Here is a 21,576-nt window from a genome sequence, read left to right as displayed (position 1 = left end):
AGCACCCCTCATCCGTCGCCTTCGGCGACACCTTCACCCACAAGGGGCGAAGGGGAAGTCGGCGCTACGCATTCCCGATCAGCACGCCGGCGCCGAACACCAGCGCGCCGCCCAGCACGACCTGGAAGGCGGCGCGCCAGAACGGCGTCTGCATGTAGCGGTTCTGGACGAAAGCGATCGCCCAGAGCTCGAAGAAGACGACCACGGCGGCAACCGCCGTGGCCGTCCAGAAATGCGGGATGAGATAGGGCAGCGCGTGGCCGAGCCCGCCAAACGTCGTCATCAGGCCGACCGTCAGCCCGCGCTTGATCGGCGAACCGCGGCCCGACAGCTTGCCGTCGTCGGAGGCGACTTCGGTAAAACCCATCGAAATGCCGGCGCCGATCGAGGCGGCGAGGCCGACCAGCAGCGTCTTCCATGTATCATGCGTGGCAAAGGCGGCGGCGAAGATCGGCGCCAGCGTCGACACCGAACCGTCCATCAATCCGGCCAGCCCCGGCTGCACATAGGTGAGGATGAACTGGCGCTGCTCGGCGCTCGCCTCCTCCACCTTGATCTCGCCGGGGACGTGCTCCTGCTCCAATTCATGCGCCGAGCTTTCGTGGCCCTGCTCGGCCACGGCGAGGTCGTCCAGCAGCTTGCGCGTCGAGGCGTCGGTGGTGCGCTTGGCCGCCTCGACATAGAAACGATAGGCCTGCTGCTCCATCGCTTCGGCCTGGCGGCGCACATGCTCGATGCCGAGCGGCTTCACCAGCCAGTCGGGCTTGCGCTCGAAATAACCTCTCACATGCTCGCGCCGGATCAGCGGGATGCGCTCGCCGAAGCGCTTGCGGTAAAGCTCGATAAGGGAATCGCGATGGCCATCTTCCTCCTCGGCCATAGCCTCGAACACCTTTGCCGATTGCGGAAAGTCCTGCGCCAGCCCGTCGGCATAGGCGCGGTAGATGCGCCCGTCATCCTCCTCGGAAGAGATCGCCAGCGCCAGGATCTCCTGCTCCGACAGTGAATCGAAGGAACGGCGGCCGAAGCCGAAAACACGGGAAAGCATGATGAAGCCACTCTAGTTTAGAATAATTCTAAACTAGGATTTTGGCCGCCTGACGTCAATCGCCGGCGACGGGAACGCGCTCGCAAAGGGTTGATCCAGCGCGTTCAGGCCGGCTCTTCATTATTACCGAATGTTTGCCTATATGGGCGGCAACAACCGAAATTAAGGAGACCAGCTGAATGACGGACAAAAAGCCTCCGCACGCATTCGACGCAAAGCCCGTTCTCGACCTCATCGCCAGCATCGAGGCCGATTTGCAGCGCCTGAGGGGTCTTGTCGAAGAACAGATTGAAAAATTCGATCCCGCCAATCCGCACAACAAGACGCCGGACGGCAAGCTGACCGAGGAAGGTGCGGAGTCCTGCTACCGCATGTTCGACGAAGGCAAGTCGCGCTACTCGGTTTCCCAGCAGATGAAGATATCGTTTGCCGCCGCCACCCACCGCTTCAACACCTGGCGCAAGCTCGGCGGCAGCAAACGAACGAAGACGCTGCTGGGTTAGGAACTGCCTGCCCTTCGTCGCGAATGGCGTTGGCGTCGAAGCGGCCAATCTCCCCCCGCAAGGGGGGAGATTACGCGCTCAGCCGCCGGCCATCACGCGCCCAACATTGTCTCCATCACATTTTTTCGTTGGCGCGCCGCGTCGGTTTCCGTGCAGCATGGTGGCCCCTATCCTCCACGAGGCCCGCCATGCTCACCTTGCCCGGCATCTCCGACATCCGCGCCGCCGCCGCCCGGCTTTCCGGCCTGGTCGTCGAAACCCCGCTGATCGAATCGCCCGAGCTCAACAAGCGCTATGGCGGCCGCATCCTGTTCAAGCCGGAGACTTTGCAGCGTACCGGTTCCTTCAAGATCCGCGGCGCCTACAACAAGCTGTCGTGCTTGAGCGAGGAAGAGCGCAGCCGGGGCGTCGTTGCCTTCTCATCCGGCAACCATGCGCAAGGCGTGGCGGCCTCGGCTGCGATGTTCGGCGTCAAGGCGGTCATCGCCATGCCGGCCGACGCGCCGGCGCTTAAAGTGGGCAACGTCCGCAAGATGGGCGCCGAAATCGTGCCGTTCGACCGCTTTAAGGACGACCGCATGACGATCGTCCGCCCCTATATCGAAAAGGGCATGGCGCTGGTGCCGCCGTTCGACGATCCGGCCATCATTGCCGGCCAGGGCACGATCGGCCTGGAGTTGATGCGGCAGGCGAAAGCCCTTGGCGTCGCGCTCGACGCCGTCGTCATCCCTTGTGGCGGCGGCGGTCTCTCGAGCGGCATATCCGTTGCCGTGAAGGACGCCTCGCCGCAAACCGCCGTCTGGGCCGTCGAGCCGGAACATTTCGACGACACGCGCCGCTCGCTGGCCAAGGGCGAAAGGGTCGCCAACGAACCCGGCCACAGCTCGATCTGCGATGCGATCCTCACTGCCGAGCCGGGCTTGATCACCTTCGAGATCAACCGCAAGAATCTTGCCGGCGCCATCGCCGTCTCCGACAAGGCGGTCGCCCAAGCGATGCGCGACGCCATGGCCCATCTCAAGCTGGTGGTCGAACCGGGCGGCTGCGTCGCGCTTGCCGCGCTCGCCTCGGGCGAGATCGACCTCGCCGGCAAATGCTTGGCAGTGGTCCTGTCCGGCGGCAATGTCGATTTCAGCACCTATGCGGAGATTATGGCGGCTGCCTAAGGCACCGAGGCGCTCGCACGCTTTTGGGACAATCGGACGCTTCGGCCCATGTTTCATCTATTGCAAAGTTTGTGAGCGCCCGTACCTTAGTTTGGGTGAAACTTGGGTACATTATGGGCTCTTCGATTTACCAAGATACTAGGCAAAAACTGTCCGGTCGTGGAGTCAGAGACACCAACGACGGCCGCCTCACCCTTAGCGACAAGAGACTATTTCTTTTATTTGTCAAACTTGAGCGGGCGCAACGGATGAAATACTTTGATGCCGTAGAGTCCGCGGTTCATGCTATTGAGGCCTATGTAAAATCCATTGGAAAACCGCAGTTGGCACTTTTTGCTTACAGGTATGTGTATTTTTCTGACGGCACTCCGAAAATGACCAAACTCGACGAAGTCGTTGAGGACGGGGGCGTGAGGAAAATAAAGGAGTACCGACGACCGGTTACGGATGAGGAGATCGCCATCGCTGCATGGGCTGGTGTCAGATTACACAGGTACGAAACTAGTTTCTGTCGCGCGTTGTATTCCCATCAAGCCTAATCCAGCGTCCGCCTGAACCGCACCAGCGCCACGCCGGCAAACAGCGCCACGAAGACGAAGAGCCAGCCGATTTCCGTCGCCACCGCCGGCAGTTGGGCGCCCTTCAGCATGACCGCGCGCGTGATGCGCAGGAAATGCGTCAGCGGAAAGATCTCGCCGAAAATCTGCGCCCAGCCCGGCATGCCGCGATAGGGGAACATGAAGCCCGACAGCATGATCGAGGGCAGGAAGAAGAAGAAGGTGAGCTGCAGCGCCTGCATTTGCGTTCGGGCGATGGTCGAGATCGTGTAGCCGAGCAGCACCAGCGACAGCACGAACACCAGCACGGTCGACAGCAGCAGCGACAGCGACCCCATGAAGGGAATGGCAAACAGAAGCTTCGCCGCGGCCAGCACCACCAGCACCTGCACCGCGCCCACCACAAGGTAGGGCAGCACCTTGCCGAGCATGATCTCCAGCGGGCTCGACGGCATGGCCAGAAGGTTTTCCATCGTGCCGCGCTCGGTCTCGCGCGTCAGCGCGATCGAGGTCATCATCACCATCGTCATCTGCAGAATGACGCCAAGCAGGCCGGGCACGATGTTGTATTGCGAGACGCCTTCGGGATTGTAGCGCCGGTGCACGACGACATCGAGCTGGCCGCGCGCCGCTTCCTTGGCTGTCTCCTGCGTGCCTTGCGCCCTCAGCAGCGCCTGGCTGGCCACGGTGCTCAATGTCGAGATGGCGCCGCTGGCCACCGCCGGGTCGGTGGCGTCGGCCTCGATCAGGATCTGCGGGTTGTCGCCGCGCTCGACCCGCCGCGCGAAATCGGCGGGGATGGTGACGACGAAGGCGACATCGCCGCGCGCCATCAGGAACTCTGCTTCCTCGGCACTTTGCGCCACATGGTCGAAGCGGTAGTAGCCGGTGGTCTGCAGCGCCGAGACCATGGCCCGCGTATAGGGATCGCTGCTGGTCGCCACCAGCGCTGCCGGCAGGCTCTTCGGGTCGTTGTTGATCGCATAGCCGAACAGCACCAGCTGGATCAACGGCACGCCGAGCATCATGGCGAAGGTGATGCGGTCGCGCCGCATCTGGATGAATTCCTTGATCAGCAGCGCGCCCAGCCTGGCGAAGGAGAAGACCGCGTTCATGCCATATTGTCCTTCGAGCCGGCCATGAACTGAATGAACACATCCTCGAGGCTGGTCTCGCCGGGCTTCACCGTAACGCCCTTGTGCTCCTTCTCGACATCGGCGAGCGCCTTTTCCAGCGCCGCCTTGTCGGAGCCGACAACATGCAGCGTCGCGCCGAACGGCGCCACCTGGTCGACGCCGGGCCGGCCCTGCAGCGCCTCGGCCACCTGGTCGAGCCGCGGCCCCTGCAAGACGAAAGTGGTCAGCCCGGCATTCTTCACCACCTCGTCCACCGTGCCGGTGGCGAGCATCTTGCCGTAGGAGATGTAGCTGATCCGGTGGCAGCGCTCAGCCTCGTCCATGTAATGGGTGGAGACCAGCACCGTCAGCCCGCCTCCGGCCAGCCGGTGGATCTCGTCCCAGAATTCGCGCCGCGCCTTGGGATCGACGCCGGCAGTCGGCTCGTCGAGCAGAAGCAGCTTCGGCTTGTGCATGATGCAGGCGGCCAGCGCCAGCCGCTGCTTCCAGCCGCCGGAAAGCGTGCCGGCCAGCTGGCTGCGGCGGCTCGCCAGGCCGAGGTCATCCAGCGTCCTCGCCACATACTGTTCGACCGGCCTCAGCCGGTAAAGCCGCGCCACGAATTCGAGATTCTCGCCGATCGTCAAATCCTCGTAGAACGAGAATTTCTGCGTCATGTAACCGACTTCGCGCTTGATCCTGAGCGCGTCGCTGCGGATGTCGAAGCCCAGCACCGTGCCGTCGCCCTCGTCCGGCGTCAAAAGCCCGCACATGATGCGGATGGTCGTCGTCTTGCCCGAGCCGTTCGGCCCGAGGAAGCCGACGATCTCGCCTTCGGCGACCGTCATCGTCACATGGTCGACGACGGTTTTGTCGCCGAAGCGCTTGACCAGGCCGCGGACGTCGATGACGTTCATTGCCCCAGATCCGCGAGATCGACATCGACGATCTGTCCGGGCTGCAGCGGTCCCGCATCGCCCTCCGGCCGCGCCTCGACGAGATAGACCAGCTTCTGCCGGTTCTCGAGCGAGTAGATCACCGGCGGCGTGAATTCAGGATCGGGCGAGACATAGCTGACGCGTGCCTTCAGCCCCGTCCCGCAGCCGTCGCAGTGGACGTTGAGCTCGGTGCCGACCTTGACGGCCGAAAACGCGCTTTCGGGCACATAGACGCTGAGCTTCACGGCGCCGTCGGGCAGCATCGAGATCACCGGCGCGGTCGGCCCGGCAGTGTCGCCGGGATTGCGGATCACGTCGTTGACGCGGCCGGGCGAGGGCGCGGTCAGCACCCGCTTCGACAGCCGCCACTCGGCCTGCCCCAGGCTCGATTGCGCCTGCTTGACCTGGTTGTCCGCGGCCTTGATCGTCTCGGACCGCGCCGGCAGATTGCCGACGGCGAGATTGGCTTCCGCCTGGCCGACCTGGGCCGTGGCGGTCTCAAACGAGGCCGAGGCTGTGTCGTAGTCGGCCTGCGTGCCGGTGCCGCGTTTATAGAGATCGCTCGCGCGGTCATATTTGCGCTTGGCGTCGGCCGCCTGGGCTTTTGCCATGTCGACCTCGGCCTTGAGCACGGCGATTTCTTCGGGGCGCTTGCCGACCTGCAGATCGGCAAGCTGCGCCTGTGCCTGCGCAAGGGCCGCCTGCGCCTGCGCCACCTCGATCTTGGCGTCGGCGTCCTCGAGCGTCGCCACCGCCGTTCCGGTTTCGACGCGGTCGCCGCGCTTGACCGTCACCGTCGCCACCTGGGCCACTTCGATCGGCGCCATCAGCACATATTCGCCTTCGACATAGCCGACGGCTAAAGGCGCCGCCGGCGCGCAGGCGCCGAACAGCTGGGCCGCGAGCGGCAACGAACAGAGAAAGCTCATGATTTGCCCTTCTTGCCAGCGCGTGCATCGCGCGCCGCCAGCATTGCCCTGAGATTGTCGGTGGTGACCGCCACCACCTTGGCGGCCTCTTCATTGCCGATCTCGCGCCAGCCCATCCGGCGCATGACTGCCTCGCGGCCAATGCGGAAATAGATGACCTGACCGATCAACGTGAAGACCGTGAGCCGGGTTGCCTCGCTCTCGGCCGGCTCGCCGGTTGCCTGTTCCCATATCTGGCACAGCCGCCGGTGCGCCGGCTCGAACACGCCGGCATAGATGCGGTCGAGCGCGGCGGTCGGATGCGAGAACTCCCGAAGTACGAATTGTACGATCTCGCCGGCCTGCGGACTGGCCACGACGAAGCCGACCATCCGCTCCAAGGCTGCGAAGAGCTGTGCTCTCGCGGCTTCCGGGTTTGCCGCCTGGGTTGCGCCCAGCGCCTGGCCGGCGATACCCTGAATGGTCTCGACGATAAAGTCGGCGGCAGCGGCGCGCAGCCCTTCCTTGCCGCCGAAATGATAGGCGATGGAACCGATATTGGCCTTGGCTTCCGTCGCGATTTCGCGCGTCGACGTGCCGTCGAAACCCTGCCGTCCGAACAGCTTGAGCGCCGCATGCACCAGCGCCGCTCGTGTTTGATCGGCGGTGCCGGTCTCGCGCTGCTGCCGTTTCACACTTGGTTGCTTGCCCATACCCGCACTTTAATCAATCGATTGATTAAAGTCAAATTTGATACCCGGCGCGGCTTGCCTTCTCGACCCCCACAGGCTTTAGTGCCCGGCCATGGGCAAGGAAGTCGAGCGTAAGTTCCTGGTCTCCAGTCCCGACTGGCGCGACATGGCCGAGGCGGAAATCCGCATTCGCCAGTTTTATGTCGCTGCCCAGCCCGGCCGCACGGTGCGTGTGCGCATCAGCGATGGGCGCTCCGCCAAGCTGACGCTGAAGTTCGGCGACAGGGCGCGCGAGCGCGACGAGTTCGAATATTCCATCCCGCTGGCCGAGGCCGAGGAATTGATGGCGTTTGCCCTCGGACGTGTCATCGAGAAGACACGCCACCATGTTAGACACCGCGGCTATCTCTATGAAGTCGATGTGTTCGGCGGCAAGCTCGCGGGATTGGTGGTCGCGGAGCTGGAGACGCCGGAGGACGTATCTGACGAAGTGCTGCCCGACTGGCTCGGTCGCGAGGTCACCGGCGAGTCGAGGTTCTACAACGCGTCGCTGGCCCTCGGGGGGATTCCGGAGATCGCCGCATGAGCTTCCGCATCGATCCGCGCTTGCCGTTGACCGGCGAGGTCAGGCGCATATTGGCCGACGAGATCAGCAGGGCTGTCGGCCATCTCGAGACGGCGCGCGAGAAGCCGGAACAGGGGCTGCACAAATGCCGCAAGCGGCTGAAAAGCGTACGCGCCTTGCTGCGCCTGGTTCGTTCCGGGGACGAACCGTTCTGCCAAACCGAGAACGAATGCTATAAGCAGGTGTCGGCGCTGCTCGCCGGCCCGCGCGAGGCGACCGCGCTCATCGAAACCGTCGACCGTCTGGCCGATGCCTTTCCGGAACAATCGGCCGGCGGCAGGCTCGACCCGGTGCGTGAGCGGCTGGTGCTGCGCCAGCATGAGCTCCATGCCGGTCCTGGCCTCGACGCCGCCATCAATGCGGCAATAGCCGCTTGCCACGAAGGGCTGGAGCGCATCGACAGGCTGGCTCTGCCCGATCAGCCAGAGCAGGCGGCCGACATCCTGGCTGACGGCGCCCGCGCCACCTTGCGGCGGGCGAAGAAGGCGCTGGACAAGGCGGAGTCGCGCGGCGAGGACGACGATTTTCACGACCTGCGCAAGGCGACCAAGACGCACTCCATGCATCTGTCCTTGCTCGGCCGCTTGTGGCCGACGCCGATCAAGGCGCGCCGCAAGGCGGTCGACAGCCTCGGCGAACTGCTCGGCGAACTGCACGACGTCTTCGTCATGCGCGCGCTGCTCGGTGCCGAAGGCGAGCCGCTAGGCCCCTCCGACGAAACCAAGCTTCTGCGTAAGCTCCTAAAGCGCTCCGAAAAGAGCCTGACCAAGGCCTGCCTTGCCGATGCCGCCGATTTGTTCGGCGACAGCCCCAAGCGCTCGGCCAAAAAGCTCGCGCGCAAGGCGCGTGACGATCTCGCCGGCCAGCGGGAGGACGCAGGCGCGGCCGCCGGCTGACTTGGAGCGAAGGCAATAAACTCCACAGTCGCATCCCGCCCCTAACCCCTCTCACAGGGTGGAGGAGAAATCTTTTCGGCCGACAGGCCTCGCGAAACCATCGACGAGTGGCGTTTCGCGGAGATGTCGTTATGTCCCTAAAAATGCGCTCAGCCGCCTCAGCACCAGATCCGGAGCTTCAAGTTGAGGCAGGTGGCCGACACCGGGCAGTGTTTCGAACGACGCCTGCGGGATCAGCGCATGAAGCGCTTTGCCTCGCGTCAGCGGAATCCATGGATCGTCTTCGCCCCAGATTATCTTTACCGGACAGCGTATGTCCCTGAACATCGGCTCGACTTCAGCGGTATATTTTTCATCGGCTTGCGCGAATTGGCGATAGAAGCTCGCGCGCCCGTCCTCGGAAAGCCAAGGCTCGACCAGCTTATCGAAATCTCCGGAATCGATGTCGTTTACGATGGCTCCCTTGATGTAGGCCTCTACGACCGCTCTGTGGATATGCGGCGGCAGGCCTAGAAAGGCATCCACATGGCGACCGACATGGCCGAAGAACTCCGATCCCCAAGGGCGCATGGCGACAACGTTCATCAGCAGATACCGGTCGAAGTCGCAGTCATGCAGCAAATGGGCTCGTAGCGTTGTCGCTCCACCCATGTCATGGGCAATGACGATCGGACATTCGATATCCCAATATGCAAGCATTTCGGCGAATATCTTTCCTTGCACATCAAGCGACGTGCGCTGCCCCGCGCCTTTTTCGGATTGCCCGTATCCAGGCATATCATACCAATGGACGCGATACCGCCCTGCAAGGTCCGGAATGATCCGATGCCATGAGAACGAGGACCACGGCCAGCCATGAGCCAGCACGAGTGCAGGCCCGCTACCAAGTCGACCCGCTGCCACTGTGCCCGCAGATGTTTGCACGGTCTCGTCGAGCTTCCACGACATCCAATACTCTCCCCGGGTTTTCCGGACTGCGCCGTCCACACGAGCTTGGTTCGCAGCCTATAGTTGTGCCGGTCTCAAAATCGGCGCTACTCGGATCAGACGCCTGGGTCGCCGAAAGACCTTTTATCGAGCTCTCTGCCCGTTCCGATCGCAGAGTTCCACCCGTCGCGGTGTTAGGCGGCGGATGCCAAGCGCTAGATTTCATCCATTACGCCGGCAGCGGCCGCCGCCCCTTCGCCCCGGTCTCCGTTCGCGCGCCAGCATCGCGCGGGTGCGGTCCGATCGGCATGATCGCCGGAAACGGCGTCGCCCCGAAGGCAAAGGTCCATTTGTAGCCGGCGAGCTGATCCTCCGGCGTGGTGTGCTGGTCGTGATGGGCAAGCAGCCTGGCGCGTTCGGCGAGCTCCTCGGCCTCGCGCCGCAGCATTTCCGCCGTTTCCGGCCGCATCCGCCTGGAAAAGCTGATGAAGGTCGCGGCCCGTTCCATATGGCCGATCGCCCAGCCGATGAAGTTCTTGTTGGTCATCTCGAAATGCGGCTTCAGCGGACCCTCGAAATCCCACTGGATCGGCGTGTCGACGAGCAACCTCGCCGACAATCCACGTCCTAGCGCCACCAGCCCGAGTTCCTCGAGGTCGCGCAGATAGAGGAACATCGAGGCCTCGCTCAGGCCTTGCGAGCGCATGATGCCTTCGGGCGTGAATTTCTCCGACAGCATAATGAAGACGAAGAGCAGCGCCGGCCGCGCCGCCAGCCTGCGCTCGATCTCCGGCGCGACGCGGTTGGCCGGGCCCGGGCCACGGTTCATCGCGCCGAGCACGTTCTCCAGCTCGACATCCGCCGCCGCGCAGATCTCCATCAGCCGGTCGAGCTTGCAGTTGCGCTCATGGAAGATGCGCTTCACCGTCGGCTCGGAGATGCCCATGCGCTCGGCCAGCGTGCGATAGGTCAGGCCCTTGGCCTTCAGCGTCCGTTTCAGCGCCTCGAAGAGTGGACCGTTCATGGACTGCGCCCCATTCGTGCGATTTGGTATCGAATGGCGATACTAGCCCTGTTCCGGCTTCCAGGAAAGTATCGAAAACCCTAGCTCTCCGTCGTCATCACAGGAGAGCATCCATGAAACGTCTCATCGCCTCAACCGTCTTCGCCGCCATCGCCTCTGCCGCTGTGTCCGTCGCGCAGGCCGGCGAACTTTGGCGCGCATCCGGTTTCGAGCAACCGGAATCGGCACTTGTCGATACCGCCCACAATCGCATCGTCGTCTCCAACATCGTCGGCAATCCCGGCGATGCGGACGGCAATGGCTACCTGTCGCTTTTGTCGATGGACGGCAAGGTCATCACCCGTCACTGGGTGGACGGCATGGATGCGCCCAAGGGCATAGCGATTTCCGGCGGCAAGCTCTACGCCGCCGACATCACCAAGGTGCGCGTCGTCGATCTCGCCAGCGGCAGACTGGTTTCGACCATCGAGGTACCCGGCGCCGTCTTCCTCAACGACATGACCGCCGACAGCGCCGGAAGGGTCTATGTCAGCGACATGCTGGCCGACACGATTTACTGCATCGACGGCGACAAGCCGGAGCTGTTCGTCAAGGATCCGCTGCTGGCCTCGCCCAATGGCGTCTTCGCCGCCGGCGACAGGCTGATCGTCGCCTCCTGGGGCAAGGGCATCAAGCCTGACTTCAGCACGGCGGAGCCCGGCGGGCTGCTGTCGGTCGACCTCGCCACGAAGACGGTCGCACCGCTGCCGGGCGCGCAGAACTTCGCCAATCTCGATGGCGTCATCTCTATCGGCGATACCATCTACGCCACCGCCTACATGACCGGCACGCTTTACAGCTACAGGCCCGACGGCGCGCCGACGGTGATAGCGCAATTCAAGCCGGGCAGCGCCGACATCGGCACCGACGGCAAGCGGATCTTCGTGCCGCTGATGGGCGAAGGCGAGATCGTCGCGCTGAAGATCGACTAGTTCCCCGACACAGGGATTTTGAAAGGTTGCCGTTTGTCTTGGTGTAAGGTTTTTCCGTTCATTTCCGTGAAATCAGCGCAAACGCCCAGGATTGGTCGAAGCCGCCCCAACCTCGTCATTCTATGGCGGAGCAAGGAGCGAAGCGACGCGGCGCAGACCATAGAATCCATGCCGTGACTTGGAAGCGCCGCCACGGTGCGGAATTCTGCTTCGTTGCACTCCTTGGCGAAGGTAACGGCATGGATTCTAGGGTCTACGCGGTACGCTTCGCTCCTTGCTCCGCCCTAGAATGACGATCGCGATGGGCGTTTCGGCCAATCTCCAACGCATACAACCTGCCAACGCAAACAGAGCCGACCGGTCAAAATCCCTATGCAGTGCCACTAGCTGCCGCCGCGAAGCAACGACGCCAACTTGGATTGGACCGCCATATCGACCGGCGCTGCCATCTGGTTCTGCCATTCGCTCCGGGATATCCGGCAGCAATGAGCCAAGCCGTGAAGACATCCAGCCTGAACGGTGCAGTTTCGCCGATGATCCCGGTGCTCGTCTGCGCGCTGGCGATCTTCCTTCTGTCGGGGATGGACGCGGCGATGAAGTCCCTGGCCATGGCGGTGGGCGTTTACAACACGCTGCTGTGGCGCAGCGCGGTGGCGACTTTGGTTGCGGGCGCGGCCTGGTCGGCGGGACCGCGCTCAAGGCCAGCTAGGCCGGTGCTGAGGTTGCATGCGCTGCGCGCCGCGGTCGTCGGCATTGTCCTGGTCTCATTCTTCTGGGGTCTCGCCAGGCTGCCGCTCGCCGAGGCGATCGGGCTCAGCTTCGTCGCGCCGCTGTTTGCGCTTTTCCTGGCCGCGCTGTTGCTGGGCGAAAGGATCCGGCGCCAGGCGGTGTGGGCGTCGCTTGCCGGCATCGCGGGCGTCGCGATCATCTTGGCCGGCCAGTTCGGGCGGGAGAGCTATTCGCACGGTGCCCTGCTCGGCACGGCGGCGGTGCTCGTATCGACCGTGTTCTATGGCTACAATCTGGTCCTCGCCCGGCAACAGGCGCTGTTGGCCAAGCCGCTCGAGATCATGCTGTTTCAGAACCTTTGCGTGGCGATCATCCTTGCTCTCGCCGCGCCGTGGCTTGCCGTCGCGCTTCCGCCGAATTTCTGGCTCCCGCTGGCCGGAGTGGCAATGCTGTCGCTCGCCGGGCAATTCCTGATGAGCTGGTCCTACGCCCGCGCCGAAGCGCAATATCTGATCCCGACCGAATACTCGGCCTTCATCTGGGCGATCGCGCTTGGCTGGTTCTTCTTCGGTGAGGATGTGGCGTGGACGACGCTGACCGGAGCATGTCTCATCGTCGCCGGCTGCCTGATCGCCGCGCGCGCCAACCCGAAACTTGCCGAGCCGATCGAAGCGGCAGTTTGAGAAAGCGTCACGCCAGAGCAGTTCCAGGAAAAGTGCGTAACGGGTTTCGTCCGGAATTGCGCAAGGCAAAAAGATGGACGGTTCGGCGTTTCAGTGAAACGGCGAACCGCCGGCAAATCCGGCCGCTGCGATGCCAGCCTTTGCGGGCCGACGCGGCAGCGGCTCAGCCTTGCGGGTTCTGCGCCGCGGTTGTCTTGAGGCGCACGCCCCTGCCGCCGCGCTCGCTGGCCTGGTTCTCGCCGATCAGCTCCACGCCGACCGCGTCGAGCGCTTGGATGACCTTCATCAGCGTGTCGACCACGCCCCTGACGACACCGTCGCTCGCTTCCATGCGCTGGATTGTCGGAAGCGAGACTCCGGCCCGCTCGGCGAGCGTCTTCTGGTCGATACCGGTCAACGCCCGCGCGGCGCGCATCTGTGCGGCAGTGATCATCGGCGAGAACCCGTCTCTGAAGCCAAAAAAGATGCATATTGTAAATATTACAATGTCTCAAGCATCATTTAATATGCATCAGATATCGATCAGTCGCTGTCGGCCACCATTTTGCGCCGCTGCAGCAGGCGCGCCGCGAGCCAGCATAACATGGCCCAGGCAAAGCCAGCGCACCAGCCGGCAAGCACATCGGACGGCCAATGCACGCCGAGATAGACGCGGCTGATGCCGACCAGCACTGCGATCAGCACGGCAAGGCAAAGCACGAAGATCTTCGTCCTGCGGTCCGGAAGGAAGCGCGCGGCTAAAGAGCCGAGCGTCAGATAGGTCACCGCCGACAGCATGGCGTGCCCGCTTGGAAAGGACAGCGACGTCTCGCTGACCAGATGCGAGACGAGATCGGGCCGGGGCCGGTCGACCTCGAGCTTGAGCAGGCTAGAAAGCACCTGCCCGCCGGCTATGGCGGCGAATACGAACAGCGCCGTCCCCGCCCTGCGGATCAGCAGCAGGTAGATGATGGTCGCCGTCGTGATCAGCACCAGCACACTGGTGCTGCCGAGGGCGGTGATGTCGCGAACCGCACCTTGCAGCCAAGCCGGGCCGATCGGGCTGTTCGGCTGCCCGGCATGGCGGAAGGCGAGCAGGATCTGGGTGTCGAACGCATGCGGCGTCGTCGCCTGAGCCAGCTCCATCAATTCCACAAAACCCCACAGCCCGCCAGCGATCACCAGCCCGGCCAGAAGCAGGGGGAACTCGATTCTGGTAAGCAATGCGCCGACGGATGGGTTCATCAGGGGCCTTGTTCAAGTATCTAACGCAATTCCGGACGGAAAACCGCTTCACACTTTTCCTGGAATTGCTTTTAGAGCTTCTGCATATAGGGCCCGAGCGTGATCAGTGCGACAGCGGCGATCGCCAGCGCCATGCCTGTCGCCTGGAGCGCATTGAGCCGCTCGCCGAAGAAGGCGAGCGCCACGACATTGACCGCGACGAGCTGGATCACCGCCGACAGGCTGAACGACACCGACATGCCGAACTCGCGCACCAGCCTGAGCATGATCAGATTGCCGGCGGAATAGAGCGCGAGCGTCAAAAGGATATTGCCGAGGCTCGGCGACAGCCCCCATTGCTTGGCCGCCGCTGCCGCCAGCAGGAACATCACCGTTGAGGCGCCAAGCTGCGCCAGCCCCCAGAAGCTCACCTTGCCGTCCCCTTTTTTGAAGCGCCGTCGCCACGCCGGCCGCAGCCCTTGTTTCGCAAGCGGGTGAAGCCGTCAAGCTGATCGCCGCGGAGGATAGGTGAAGGCCGCAGCAAGCTCCCTTCTCCCCGTCACTATACGGGGAGAAGGTGCCGGCAGGCGGATGAGGGGCGGCGGCAGCGTTGGCCATCAGCATTACACGCTGGGCGTTGTCCTTGCTTGAAGCGATCGTCACGGCGCCTCTGTTTGCTAGGTCGGCTCCGCCCCTCATTGCCCTGCCGACGGCTTCGCCAATCACCAGATGGTACGTCGAGGCGATGTCACGAAAATGTGATCGACGCGCTTTAGGGGTCGAAAGGTCAAAACTCAAGCCACCTCAAGAAGCCGGAGGAAACCATATGACCGTGAACCCCGAGACCCGCTTCCGCACCAGCCAGCTCGAGCAAAATGACGGGCCGCCCATCAACCCGACCGACAACCGCACTATGGGCGAGATCATCGCCGCGCGTTTCTCGCGCCGCGGTTTTCTGATGGGCTCGCTGGCCGTCTCGGCCATCGCAGCCACCGTCAGTCCGCTGGCGCTGGTCGCCGCCGACGAGGCGCGCGCCGCCGAAGGCTCCGCTTTCAAATTCGACGAGATCGAGGCCGGTATCGACGACAGGCATCATGTCGCGCCGGGCTATGACGCCGATGTGCTGTTGCGCTGGGGCGATCCGCTGTTCGCCGATTCGCCGGAGTTCGATCCGGCGAAACAGTCGGCCCAAGCCCAGGCGAAGCAGTTCGGCTACAACAACGATTATGTCGGCTATATCCCGATCGACGGCTCCGCCGAACATGGCCTGCTGGTCGTCAACCACGAATACACCAACCCGCACCTGATGTTCCCCGGCATCGTCAATGTTGTCGAGAAGGACGGCAAGAAGGCCGCCGAGGTCGCACCGCTGAGCAAGGAGCAGGTCGACGTCGAGATGGCAGCGCATGGCGGCACCATCGTCGAGATCCGCAAGCAAGGCGGCAAATGGCAGGTCGTGCGGAACGGCAAGCTCAACCGCCGCATCATGTCCACCACCGAAATGGCGCTCTCCGGCCCGGTCGCCGGTCACGACCGCGTCAAGACCAATGCCGATCCGTCCGGCGCCAGGGTCATCGGCACCGTCAACAATTGCGCCGGCGGCGTCACGCCCTGGGGCACTTACGTGATGGCCGAGGAAAACATCCACGGCTATTTCTCTGGCGAATTGCCGGAAGGCCACAAGGAAGCCGCCAATTACAAGCGTCTCGGCATCCCGGAAGGCGCCTATGAATGGGGCGCGCATTACGACCGCTTCAACCTCGCCAAGGAACCGAACGAGCCGAACCGTTTTGGCTGGATCGTCGAGGTCGACGTCAACGATCCGAACTCGGTGCCGAGGAAGCGCACCGCCATGGGCCGCTTCAAGCATGAGGGCGCCGAATCGATCGTCGCCAAGGACGGCCGCGTCGTCTTCTATCTCGGCGACGACGAGCGCTTCGACTATGTCTACAAATTCGTCACCAAAGGCACGTTCAATCCGAACGATCGGGCCGCCAACATGAACCTGCTCGACGACGGCACGTTGCATGTCGCGAAGTTCGCCGAGGACGGTTCGGTCGAGTGGATGCCGATCGTCTTCGGCCAAGGTCCGCTGACGGCCGAGAACGGTTTTGCTTCCCAGGCCGACGTGCTGATCGAGACGCGGCGCGCCGCCGACCTGCTCGGCGCCACCAAGATGGACCGTCCGGAGGACGTCCAGCCCAATGCCGGCAACGGCAAGGTCTATGTCATGCTGACCAACAATTCGAAACGCAAGACAGAGCAGGTCGACGCCGCCAACCCGCGTGCCGGCAATGCCTTCGGCCATATCATCGAGATCGTCGAGGATGGCGGCGACTTCACCGCCAGCAAGGGCAAATGGGAAGTGCTGTTGAAATGCGGCGATCCTTCCGTTGCCGATGTCGGCGCCACCTTCTCGACCTCGACCACTGCCCATGGCTGGTTCGGCATGCCCGACAACTGCGCCGTCGATTCCGCCGGACGCCTGTGGGTCGCCACCGACGGCCAGGGTCCGAAGGCCACCGGCCGCACCGACGGCCTTTGGGCTGTCGACACCGAAGGCCTGGCGCGGGCGACGTCAAAACTGTTCTTCCGCGTGCCGATCGGCGCCGAAATGTGCGGCCCGCTGTTCGCGCCTGACGACCAGACCGCCTTTGTCGCCGTCCAGCATCCGGGCGATGGCGGCGAGGACTGGGAAGGTTTCGGCCGCCCGTCCTATTACGAGGATCCGTCGACCCGCTGGCCGGACTTCAAGCCCGACATGCCGGTGCGGCCGTCCGTCATCGCCATTACGAAGCAGGGCGGCGGCAAGATCGCGGTGTGATAGGCCGGAATCCTGCGGCAAGGACGTTGGGGATTGGCCGAAGCCTCCCCAACGTCGTTATCCTAGGGCGAAGCAGCCGCGCAGCGGCGTCGCGAAGACCCCTGGGATCTATTCCGCGACCGAGATCGTGGGGCACAGCGGAGCAGAATTCTGCACCGTTGCAACGCCTTAGCGTAACGGAATGGATCCTCGGGTCTGCGCGCGTCGCTTCGCTCCTTGCTCCGCCCGTGGATGACGAAGCCGCGCACTCATCCCGCGCGTTGAACCATGGCCATGTTCATCGTGCTCCTCAAGCGGAAGCCGATGGACGCGTAGAGTCTGATCGCCGCCGTATTGCTGTCATAGGCATGGAGGTACGGAACCTCGCCGCGCGCCGCGATCCTGCCCGCCACGAACAGCGACAGCAGCCGCGCAAGGCCCGCGCCGCGAAAATCCGGATGCGTGCACACGCCGCTGAGTTCGCTGCAGCCGGGTTGCTTCATGCGCTCGCCGGCCATCGCCGCCAGCCTGCCGTTGATCTTGATGCCCCAGAAATCGCCGAGGCTCAGCGCCTCCAGCGTGAAGGGGCCGGGCTTGGTGAGCGACGCAAGCGCCAGCATTTCCGTCGCATCGTCCTTTGTCAGCTGCCGGATACGCGCATCGGATGCAGCCGGGATCGGCTGTTCGGCAATCATCTGCACCAGCGTCGCGGTCGAGGTCGCGGAAATTTCCGCCGGCAGAACGATCTCATCCGCCTGAACAAGGACGGCGGTTTCGCGCGGCGGCAGAAGCCTGGCCAGCGCCCTCAGGCTGTCCGCGTCGTCGGCAGCGGTGGCGGCGAAAGGAACAATCGACGGCCGGTACCGCCTGGCAAGGTCATCCCCTTCGGCAAAAGCCCGGTGCCGCGTCGCAAGCGCGCTCCAGATGGGGCGGTCGAGAAAATGTTTCATGACGCGGCAACCTTGGCGTTTTCGGCGCGGCGATCGAGCGGCGTCGCGGCCAGACGATCCTCGATGGCGGCAAGCTGGCCGAGCAGCGGTCCGGAAAGATCGGCGCACAGATCGGCGACGGCGTTTTCGATGCTCGGCCAGACGTCCCGCTTCGCCTGGTCGACCAGCCGCCGGCCGTTGCGGCTCAGCGAAACGATCCGGCGCCGCTGGTCGTCATCGGAAGGACGGACCTCGACCAGCCCCAGCTCGGCAAGCAGTGCCACGCTGCGCGTCACGCCCGGCTGCGCGACGTCGAGCGATTGCGCCAGCTCGCCGACCGGCAGCGGGCCTAGCCTGTCGAGCGCGGCGAGCAGCGGGTATTGGCTCGACTGGATGCGCACGTCCAGGCGGTCGAGCACACGCTGCGTATCGGCCTGCAATTGCTCGCCTATGCGCTTCATACGGCTGCCAAGGCAGAGAAAGCCGAGGGATCGAAGAACGTCTTCCATGGTTCATCCACCGCATAACGATAACTTGATATATAACATTGCATGGAAAACTCAAACCGATACTGCGAGACAGTTCCGGTCGCCGACGAGCGATAGCGGACGCTTTCGGACATTTGCCCTTCATTCGCCGCCAATTGCATCCTATATCGCGCTGACGCGACGTGGCCGCAGCGGTCGCCAGCGATTCGCGACCTGAGGGCGGCAGGTCATCCATTCTTGGCACGCGGAGCTCATGGCGCCCCTGCGCATCTACCTCGACAGGCTTCTCGATGCCGTGGCGCCCAAGGTTCCGCTACGCGAACTGACGGATGCCGAACGCCTGGCGCTGGTGCGCCGCCACGGCGATTTCTCGCTCGCCTATTCGACGGCCGTGCAGCAGAAACTGTCCTATTTCAGCGATGGCGCGGGCTACATCGCCTTCGGCACCAAGATGAGCCGTCATTTCGCGCTGGGCGATCCGGTGGCCGATCCGGCCGACCGCCCGGCCTATATCAAGCGCTTCGTCGAGGCCGCCGGCAGCCCCTGGTTCGTCCAGATCGGCGCCGACACGGCCAAGATGCTGGCCGGCCTAGGCTATCAGGTCAATCGCCTCGGCATCGACACCAGGCTGCATCTCCCGGCGCATGATTTTTCGGGCAGGCGCAACGAGACCGTGCGCTATTCCGAGCGCTGGCTGACGAAGAAGGGCTTTGTCCTCGCCGAGGACAGCGGCGACGGGCTGCACGAGGAGATCATCCAGCTTTCCGCCGACTGGCGCAAAGAGCGTATCATCAAGCGCTGGGAGATGGGTTTCCTCAACCGCCGCTTTTCCGAAGAGCTCGGCGCCGACATGCGCCGCTTCCTCCTGCACAGTCCTGAAGGCCGGCTTCTCGCCATCCTCGATTTCGACCCGCTGTTCCGCGACGGCAAGGTCATCGGCTACACCACCGCCTTCAAGCGCAAGCAGGTCGACGCCACGCCGCATGCCGAGATCGGGCTGACCAAATTCGCCGTCGACCGCTTTCGCGAGGAAGGTATCTCGCAGGTAACGCTCGGCCTCTCGCCGCTGCTCGATATCGAGCCCAGCGGCTTCGCCGAGTCGGGCTTCTGGCGCGGCGCCTTCAAGCGCGCCTACCAGTCGCCCTGGGTCAACCGCTCGCGCTTCAACCTGCAAGGCCAGGCGGCCTTCAAGCGCCGCTTCCACGGTGTCGAGGAGCCGACCTATATCGCGTTCCGCAAAGGAACTTTCGTGGAAATGCTCGGGCTGCTACGCCTGCTGAAGGCGATCTAGGAGACACAGCGAATCTCCGCGATTGGCCGATGCATCCCGGCTTCGTCATCCACGGGCGGAGCAAGGAGCGTAGCGACGCGCGCAGACCCGAGGATCCATGCCGTTACCTCAGCCGTAGGATACGACGGAGCAGGATTCTGCACCGGGGCGGCGCGTCGAAGTCACGACACAGGATCCTCGGGTCAAGCGGAGGATGACGAGGTGGCAGGCGCTTCGGCTAATCACGCAGGCTTGCACCCGGCAGAGCTTGGAACGAAACGGATCAGTTCCTCAACCGATATCCCGTCCGGAAAATCCAGGCGACGATCGCGATGCAGACGGCGAGGAACACCAGCGTCATGCCGAGGCTGACGCCGACCGAGACGTCGGCCTTGCCGTAGAAACTCCAGCGGAACCCGCTGATCAGATAGACGACCGGGTTGAACAGCGTGATCGTCTTCCAGATGCCGGGCAGCATGTGGATCGAATAGAAGCTGCCGCCGAGGAAGGTGAGCGGCGTGACGATCAAGAGCGGCACCAGCTGCAGCTGCTCGAAGGTTTTTGCCCAGATGCCGATGATGAAGCCGAACAGGCTGAACGTCACCGCCGTCAGCACCAGGAAGGCGATCATCCAGAACGGATGCTCGATCCTCAGCGGCACGAACAGCGCCGCCGTCGCCAGAATGATCAGGCCGAGAATCATCGACTTGGTCGCCGCACCGCCGACATAGGCGATGATGATCTCGAGATAGGAGACCGGCGCCGACAAAAGCTCATAGATCGAGCCGACGAATTTTGGGAAATAGATGGCGAAGGAGGCGTTCGAGATCGATTGCGTCAACAGCGACAGCATCATCAGGCCCGGCACGATGAAGGCGCCGTAGCTGATGCCGTCGATCTCGGTGATGCGCGAGCCGATCGCCGAGCCGAAGACGACGAAATAGAGCGATGTCGAGATCACCGGCGAGATGATGCTCTGCAGCACCGTGCGGAAGGCGCGCGCCATCTCCACCCGGTAGATTGCCCACACAGCGCGCAGGTTCATGGCTCTTGCCTCAGAAGATTGACGAAGATCTCTTCGAGCGAGCTATTCTTGGTGTCGAGATCGCGGAACTGGATGCCGGCCGCCTCGAGGTCGCGGATCAGCGAGGCGACGCCCGGCCGGTCGCTCTGGTTGTCGTAGGTGTAGGTGAGCTGGCTGCCGTCCGCGGACAGCTCCAGCGCGTAGCTCGACAGGGTGTCCGGAACGGCCGACAGCGGCGCGCGCAGCTCCATCTTCATCTGCTTGCGGCCAAGCTTGCGCATCAGCTCGGCCTTGTCTTCGACCAGGATGATCTCGCCTTTGTTGATGACGCCGACGCGGTCGGCCATCGCCTCGGCCTCCTCGATGTAATGCGTGGTCAGGATGATGGTGACGCCGTCTTCGCGCAGCCGCCGCACCATCGCCCACATGTCCTGGCGCAGTTCGACGTCGACGCCGGCCGTCGGCTCGTCGAGGAACAGCACGCGCGGCTCGTGCGACAGCGCCTTGGCGATCATCAGCCGGCGTTTCATGCCGCCGGACAGCGTGATCGCCTTGGAATCCTTCTTTTCCCACAGCGAAAGGTCGCGCAGCACCTTCTCGACGAAGGCCGTGTTGGGCGCCTTGCCGAACAGGCCGCGGCTGTAGTTCACCGTCGCCCAGACCGTCTCGAAGGCATCGATGGTCAGTTCCTGCGGCACCAGCCCGATCAGGCTGCGCGCCGCGCGGTAATCCCTGCCGATGTCGTGGCCGTCGACGCTGACGGTCCCGGAAGAGCGGTTGACGATGCCGCAGACGATCGAGATCAGCGTCGTCTTGCCGGCGCCGTTCGGCCCGAGCAGGGCGAAGATCTCGCCACGCTCGATGTCGAGATTGATTTCCTTCAATGCCTTGAAGCCGGTGGCATAGGTTTTCGTGACACCGGAGATCGAGATGATGGATGACATGCTGAAAAACGGCCGGCTGGAAAAGGTGACCTGATATAGGTCGGATGCCGCCCGGAGCAACGGTAAATCGACACCGCTCCTGACAATTCTGAACAGTGCATGTCTCGGAGATTGGCCGGAACGCCTATCGCGA

Annotated in this window: 23 protein-coding genes; 9 read left to right on the top strand and 14 right to left on the bottom strand. The window is 63.5% G+C overall.

The window, feature by feature from the left end:
- Positions 1–64: 64 nt before the first annotated feature.
- A complete protein-coding gene (gene mbfA / locus RFM68_RS13495) occupies positions 65–1,048 on the bottom strand; it encodes an iron exporter MbfA (RefSeq protein WP_320233468.1) in 984 nt (327 codons plus the stop codon).
- Positions 1,049–1,227: 179 nt separating this feature from the next.
- Between mbfA and RFM68_RS13490 the strand changes: the two genes are divergently transcribed.
- From RFM68_RS13490 to RFM68_RS13480, 3 genes are all read left to right on the top strand, one after another.
- Positions 1,228–1,551, top strand: coding sequence for a hypothetical protein (locus RFM68_RS13490; RefSeq protein WP_320233467.1), 324 nt, complete (start codon positions 1,228–1,230; stop codon positions 1,549–1,551).
- 188 nt (positions 1,552–1,739) lie between these two features.
- Positions 1,740–2,717: a threonine/serine dehydratase family protein gene (locus tag RFM68_RS13485; protein ID WP_320233466.1), complete on the top strand. Its 978-nt coding sequence runs from the start codon at positions 1,740–1,742 to the stop codon at positions 2,715–2,717.
- 248 nt (positions 2,718–2,965) lie between these two features.
- Complete coding sequence (locus RFM68_RS13480; protein WP_320233465.1) at positions 2,966–3,256, top strand: hypothetical protein; 291 nt, start codon at positions 2,966–2,968, stop codon at positions 3,254–3,256.
- On the opposite strand, the gene RFM68_RS13475 is transcribed toward RFM68_RS13480, so the two are convergent.
- The 4 genes from RFM68_RS13475 to RFM68_RS13460 are packed head-to-tail and all read right to left on the bottom strand — an operon-like array spanning position 3,253 to position 6,948.
- Entirely contained in the window at positions 3,253–4,389 is a 1,137-nt protein-coding gene (locus RFM68_RS13475; RefSeq protein WP_320233464.1) for an ABC transporter permease, read from the bottom strand. The genes RFM68_RS13480 and RFM68_RS13475 overlap by 4 nt on opposite strands.
- The gene (locus RFM68_RS13470; RefSeq protein WP_320233463.1) at positions 4,386–5,306 is read right to left on the bottom strand and encodes an ABC transporter ATP-binding protein; all 921 of its coding nucleotides are present in this window, start codon (positions 5,304–5,306) and stop codon (positions 4,386–4,388) included. The genes RFM68_RS13475 and RFM68_RS13470 overlap by 4 nt, the downstream gene beginning before the upstream one ends.
- Positions 5,303–6,256: an HlyD family secretion protein gene (locus RFM68_RS13465; RefSeq protein ID WP_320233462.1), complete on the bottom strand. Its 954-nt coding sequence runs from the start codon at positions 6,254–6,256 to the stop codon at positions 5,303–5,305. Before RFM68_RS13465 ends, RFM68_RS13470 begins: the two co-directional genes overlap by 4 nt.
- A complete protein-coding gene (locus RFM68_RS13460) occupies positions 6,253–6,948 on the bottom strand; it encodes a CerR family C-terminal domain-containing protein (RefSeq protein ID WP_320233461.1) in 696 nt (231 codons plus the stop codon). Before RFM68_RS13460 ends, RFM68_RS13465 begins: the two co-directional genes overlap by 4 nt.
- A 91-nt stretch (positions 6,949–7,039) precedes the next feature.
- On the opposite strand from RFM68_RS13460, the gene RFM68_RS13455 reads away from it, so the two are divergent.
- Complete coding sequence (locus RFM68_RS13455) at positions 7,040–7,513, top strand: CYTH domain-containing protein (protein WP_320233460.1); 474 nt, start codon at positions 7,040–7,042, stop codon at positions 7,511–7,513.
- Entirely contained in the window at positions 7,510–8,448 is a 939-nt protein-coding gene (locus RFM68_RS13450) for a CHAD domain-containing protein (protein ID WP_320233459.1), read from the top strand. The genes RFM68_RS13455 and RFM68_RS13450 overlap by 4 nt, the downstream gene beginning before the upstream one ends.
- A gap of 129 nt (positions 8,449–8,577) precedes the next feature.
- On the opposite strand, the gene RFM68_RS13445 is transcribed toward RFM68_RS13450, so the two are convergent.
- Both RFM68_RS13445 and RFM68_RS13440 read right to left on the bottom strand, forming a co-directional pair.
- Complete coding sequence (locus RFM68_RS13445) at positions 8,578–9,396, bottom strand: alpha/beta fold hydrolase (protein ID WP_320233458.1); 819 nt, start codon at positions 9,394–9,396, stop codon at positions 8,578–8,580.
- A gap of 208 nt (positions 9,397–9,604) precedes the next feature.
- The gene (locus tag RFM68_RS13440) at positions 9,605–10,399 is read right to left on the bottom strand and encodes a helix-turn-helix domain-containing protein (protein WP_320233457.1); all 795 of its coding nucleotides are present in this window, start codon (positions 10,397–10,399) and stop codon (positions 9,605–9,607) included.
- 113 nt (positions 10,400–10,512) lie between these two features.
- On the opposite strand from RFM68_RS13440, the gene RFM68_RS13435 reads away from it, so the two are divergent.
- Both RFM68_RS13435 and RFM68_RS13430 read left to right on the top strand, forming a co-directional pair.
- Positions 10,513–11,370 (top strand): SMP-30/gluconolactonase/LRE family protein, encoded by an 858-nt coding sequence (locus tag RFM68_RS13435; RefSeq protein ID WP_320233456.1) that lies wholly within the window; start codon positions 10,513–10,515, stop codon positions 11,368–11,370.
- Positions 11,371–11,855: 485 nt separating this feature from the next.
- Entirely contained in the window at positions 11,856–12,782 is a 927-nt protein-coding gene (locus tag RFM68_RS13430) for a DMT family transporter (RefSeq protein ID WP_320233455.1), read from the top strand.
- Positions 12,783–12,945: 163 nt separating this feature from the next.
- On the opposite strand, the gene RFM68_RS13425 is transcribed toward RFM68_RS13430, so the two are convergent.
- From RFM68_RS13425 to RFM68_RS13415, 3 genes are all read right to left on the bottom strand, one after another.
- Positions 12,946–13,215 carry a helix-turn-helix domain-containing protein gene (locus RFM68_RS13425; RefSeq protein WP_320233454.1) on the bottom strand — a complete coding sequence of 90 codons (270 nt, stop codon included), beginning with the start codon at positions 13,213–13,215 and terminating at the stop codon, positions 12,946–12,948.
- Positions 13,216–13,304: 89 nt separating this feature from the next.
- A complete protein-coding gene (locus RFM68_RS13420; RefSeq protein WP_320233453.1) occupies positions 13,305–14,006 on the bottom strand; it encodes a phosphatase PAP2 family protein in 702 nt (233 codons plus the stop codon).
- A gap of 71 nt (positions 14,007–14,077) precedes the next feature.
- Positions 14,078–14,416, bottom strand: coding sequence for a hypothetical protein (locus RFM68_RS13415; protein ID WP_320233452.1), 339 nt, complete (start codon positions 14,414–14,416; stop codon positions 14,078–14,080).
- 395 nt (positions 14,417–14,811) lie between these two features.
- Between RFM68_RS13415 and RFM68_RS13410 the strand changes: the two genes are divergently transcribed.
- Complete coding sequence (locus RFM68_RS13410) at positions 14,812–16,809, top strand: PhoX family protein (protein WP_320233451.1); 1,998 nt, start codon at positions 14,812–14,814, stop codon at positions 16,807–16,809.
- Positions 16,810–17,057: 248 nt separating this feature from the next.
- On the opposite strand, the gene RFM68_RS13405 is transcribed toward RFM68_RS13410, so the two are convergent.
- Both RFM68_RS13405 and RFM68_RS13400 read right to left on the bottom strand, forming a co-directional pair.
- Positions 17,058–17,738, bottom strand: a complete 681-nt coding sequence (locus RFM68_RS13405; RefSeq protein WP_320233450.1) for a GNAT family N-acetyltransferase — start codon at positions 17,736–17,738, stop codon at positions 17,058–17,060.
- Positions 17,735–18,226 (bottom strand): MarR family winged helix-turn-helix transcriptional regulator, encoded by a 492-nt coding sequence (locus tag RFM68_RS13400; RefSeq protein WP_320233449.1) that lies wholly within the window; start codon positions 18,224–18,226, stop codon positions 17,735–17,737. The genes RFM68_RS13405 and RFM68_RS13400 overlap by 4 nt, the downstream gene beginning before the upstream one ends.
- Before the next feature lie 232 nt (positions 18,227–18,458).
- Here RFM68_RS13400 and RFM68_RS13395 point away from each other — a divergent pair, with 232 nt between their 5' ends.
- Positions 18,459–19,496 (top strand): phosphatidylglycerol lysyltransferase domain-containing protein, encoded by a 1,038-nt coding sequence (locus RFM68_RS13395; protein WP_320233447.1) that lies wholly within the window; start codon positions 18,459–18,461, stop codon positions 19,494–19,496.
- Between the two features lie 262 nt (positions 19,497–19,758).
- Here the strand turns inward: RFM68_RS13395 and RFM68_RS13390 are convergent, their stop codons facing one another.
- On the bottom strand, positions 19,759–20,520 hold the full coding sequence (locus RFM68_RS13390) for an ABC transporter permease (protein WP_320233446.1): 762 nt from the start codon (positions 20,518–20,520) through the stop codon (positions 19,759–19,761).
- Positions 20,517–21,443, bottom strand: a complete 927-nt coding sequence (locus RFM68_RS13385) for an ABC transporter ATP-binding protein (protein WP_320233445.1) — start codon at positions 21,441–21,443, stop codon at positions 20,517–20,519. The genes RFM68_RS13390 and RFM68_RS13385 overlap by 4 nt, the downstream gene beginning before the upstream one ends.
- Positions 21,444–21,576 lie beyond the last annotated feature (133 nt).

The organism is Mesorhizobium montanum, from assembly GCF_033977145.1.
Lineage (GTDB): Bacteria > Pseudomonadota > Alphaproteobacteria > Rhizobiales > Rhizobiaceae > Mesorhizobium > Mesorhizobium montanum.
This window is presented reverse-complemented; position numbering and strand designations above follow the sequence as displayed.

Coding starts and splice junctions, on each gene's coding strand:
- mbfA (WP_320233468.1), bottom strand. CDS start 1,048: ATGCTTTCCCGTGTTTTCGGCTTCGGCCGCCGTTCCTTCGATTCACTG.
- RFM68_RS13490 (WP_320233467.1), top strand. CDS start 1,228: ATGACGGACAAAAAGCCTCCGCACGCATTCGACGCAAAGCCCGTTCTC.
- RFM68_RS13485 (WP_320233466.1), top strand. CDS start 1,740: ATGCTCACCTTGCCCGGCATCTCCGACATCCGCGCCGCCGCCGCCCGG.
- RFM68_RS13480 (WP_320233465.1), top strand. CDS start 2,966: ATGAAATACTTTGATGCCGTAGAGTCCGCGGTTCATGCTATTGAGGCC.
- RFM68_RS13475 (WP_320233464.1), bottom strand. CDS start 4,389: ATGAACGCGGTCTTCTCCTTCGCCAGGCTGGGCGCGCTGCTGATCAAG.
- RFM68_RS13470 (WP_320233463.1), bottom strand. CDS start 5,306: ATGAACGTCATCGACGTCCGCGGCCTGGTCAAGCGCTTCGGCGACAAA.
- RFM68_RS13465 (WP_320233462.1), bottom strand. CDS start 6,256: ATGAGCTTTCTCTGTTCGTTGCCGCTCGCGGCCCAGCTGTTCGGCGCC.
- RFM68_RS13460 (WP_320233461.1), bottom strand. CDS start 6,948: ATGGGCAAGCAACCAAGTGTGAAACGGCAGCAGCGCGAGACCGGCACC.
- RFM68_RS13455 (WP_320233460.1), top strand. CDS start 7,040: ATGGGCAAGGAAGTCGAGCGTAAGTTCCTGGTCTCCAGTCCCGACTGG.
- RFM68_RS13450 (WP_320233459.1), top strand. CDS start 7,510: ATGAGCTTCCGCATCGATCCGCGCTTGCCGTTGACCGGCGAGGTCAGG.
- RFM68_RS13445 (WP_320233458.1), bottom strand. CDS start 9,396: ATGTCGTGGAAGCTCGACGAGACCGTGCAAACATCTGCGGGCACAGTG.
- RFM68_RS13440 (WP_320233457.1), bottom strand. CDS start 10,399: ATGAACGGTCCACTCTTCGAGGCGCTGAAACGGACGCTGAAGGCCAAG.
- RFM68_RS13435 (WP_320233456.1), top strand. CDS start 10,513: ATGAAACGTCTCATCGCCTCAACCGTCTTCGCCGCCATCGCCTCTGCC.
- RFM68_RS13430 (WP_320233455.1), top strand. CDS start 11,856: ATGAGCCAAGCCGTGAAGACATCCAGCCTGAACGGTGCAGTTTCGCCG.
- RFM68_RS13425 (WP_320233454.1), bottom strand. CDS start 13,215: ATGATCACTGCCGCACAGATGCGCGCCGCGCGGGCGTTGACCGGTATC.
- RFM68_RS13420 (WP_320233453.1), bottom strand. CDS start 14,006: ATGAACCCATCCGTCGGCGCATTGCTTACCAGAATCGAGTTCCCCCTG.
- RFM68_RS13410 (WP_320233451.1), top strand. CDS start 14,812: ATGACCGTGAACCCCGAGACCCGCTTCCGCACCAGCCAGCTCGAGCAA.
- RFM68_RS13405 (WP_320233450.1), bottom strand. CDS start 17,738: ATGAAACATTTTCTCGACCGCCCCATCTGGAGCGCGCTTGCGACGCGG.
- RFM68_RS13400 (WP_320233449.1), bottom strand. CDS start 18,226: ATGGAAGACGTTCTTCGATCCCTCGGCTTTCTCTGCCTTGGCAGCCGT.
- RFM68_RS13395 (WP_320233447.1), top strand. CDS start 18,459: ATGGCGCCCCTGCGCATCTACCTCGACAGGCTTCTCGATGCCGTGGCG.
- RFM68_RS13390 (WP_320233446.1), bottom strand. CDS start 20,520: ATGAACCTGCGCGCTGTGTGGGCAATCTACCGGGTGGAGATGGCGCGC.
- RFM68_RS13385 (WP_320233445.1), bottom strand. CDS start 21,443: ATGTCATCCATCATCTCGATCTCCGGTGTCACGAAAACCTATGCCACC.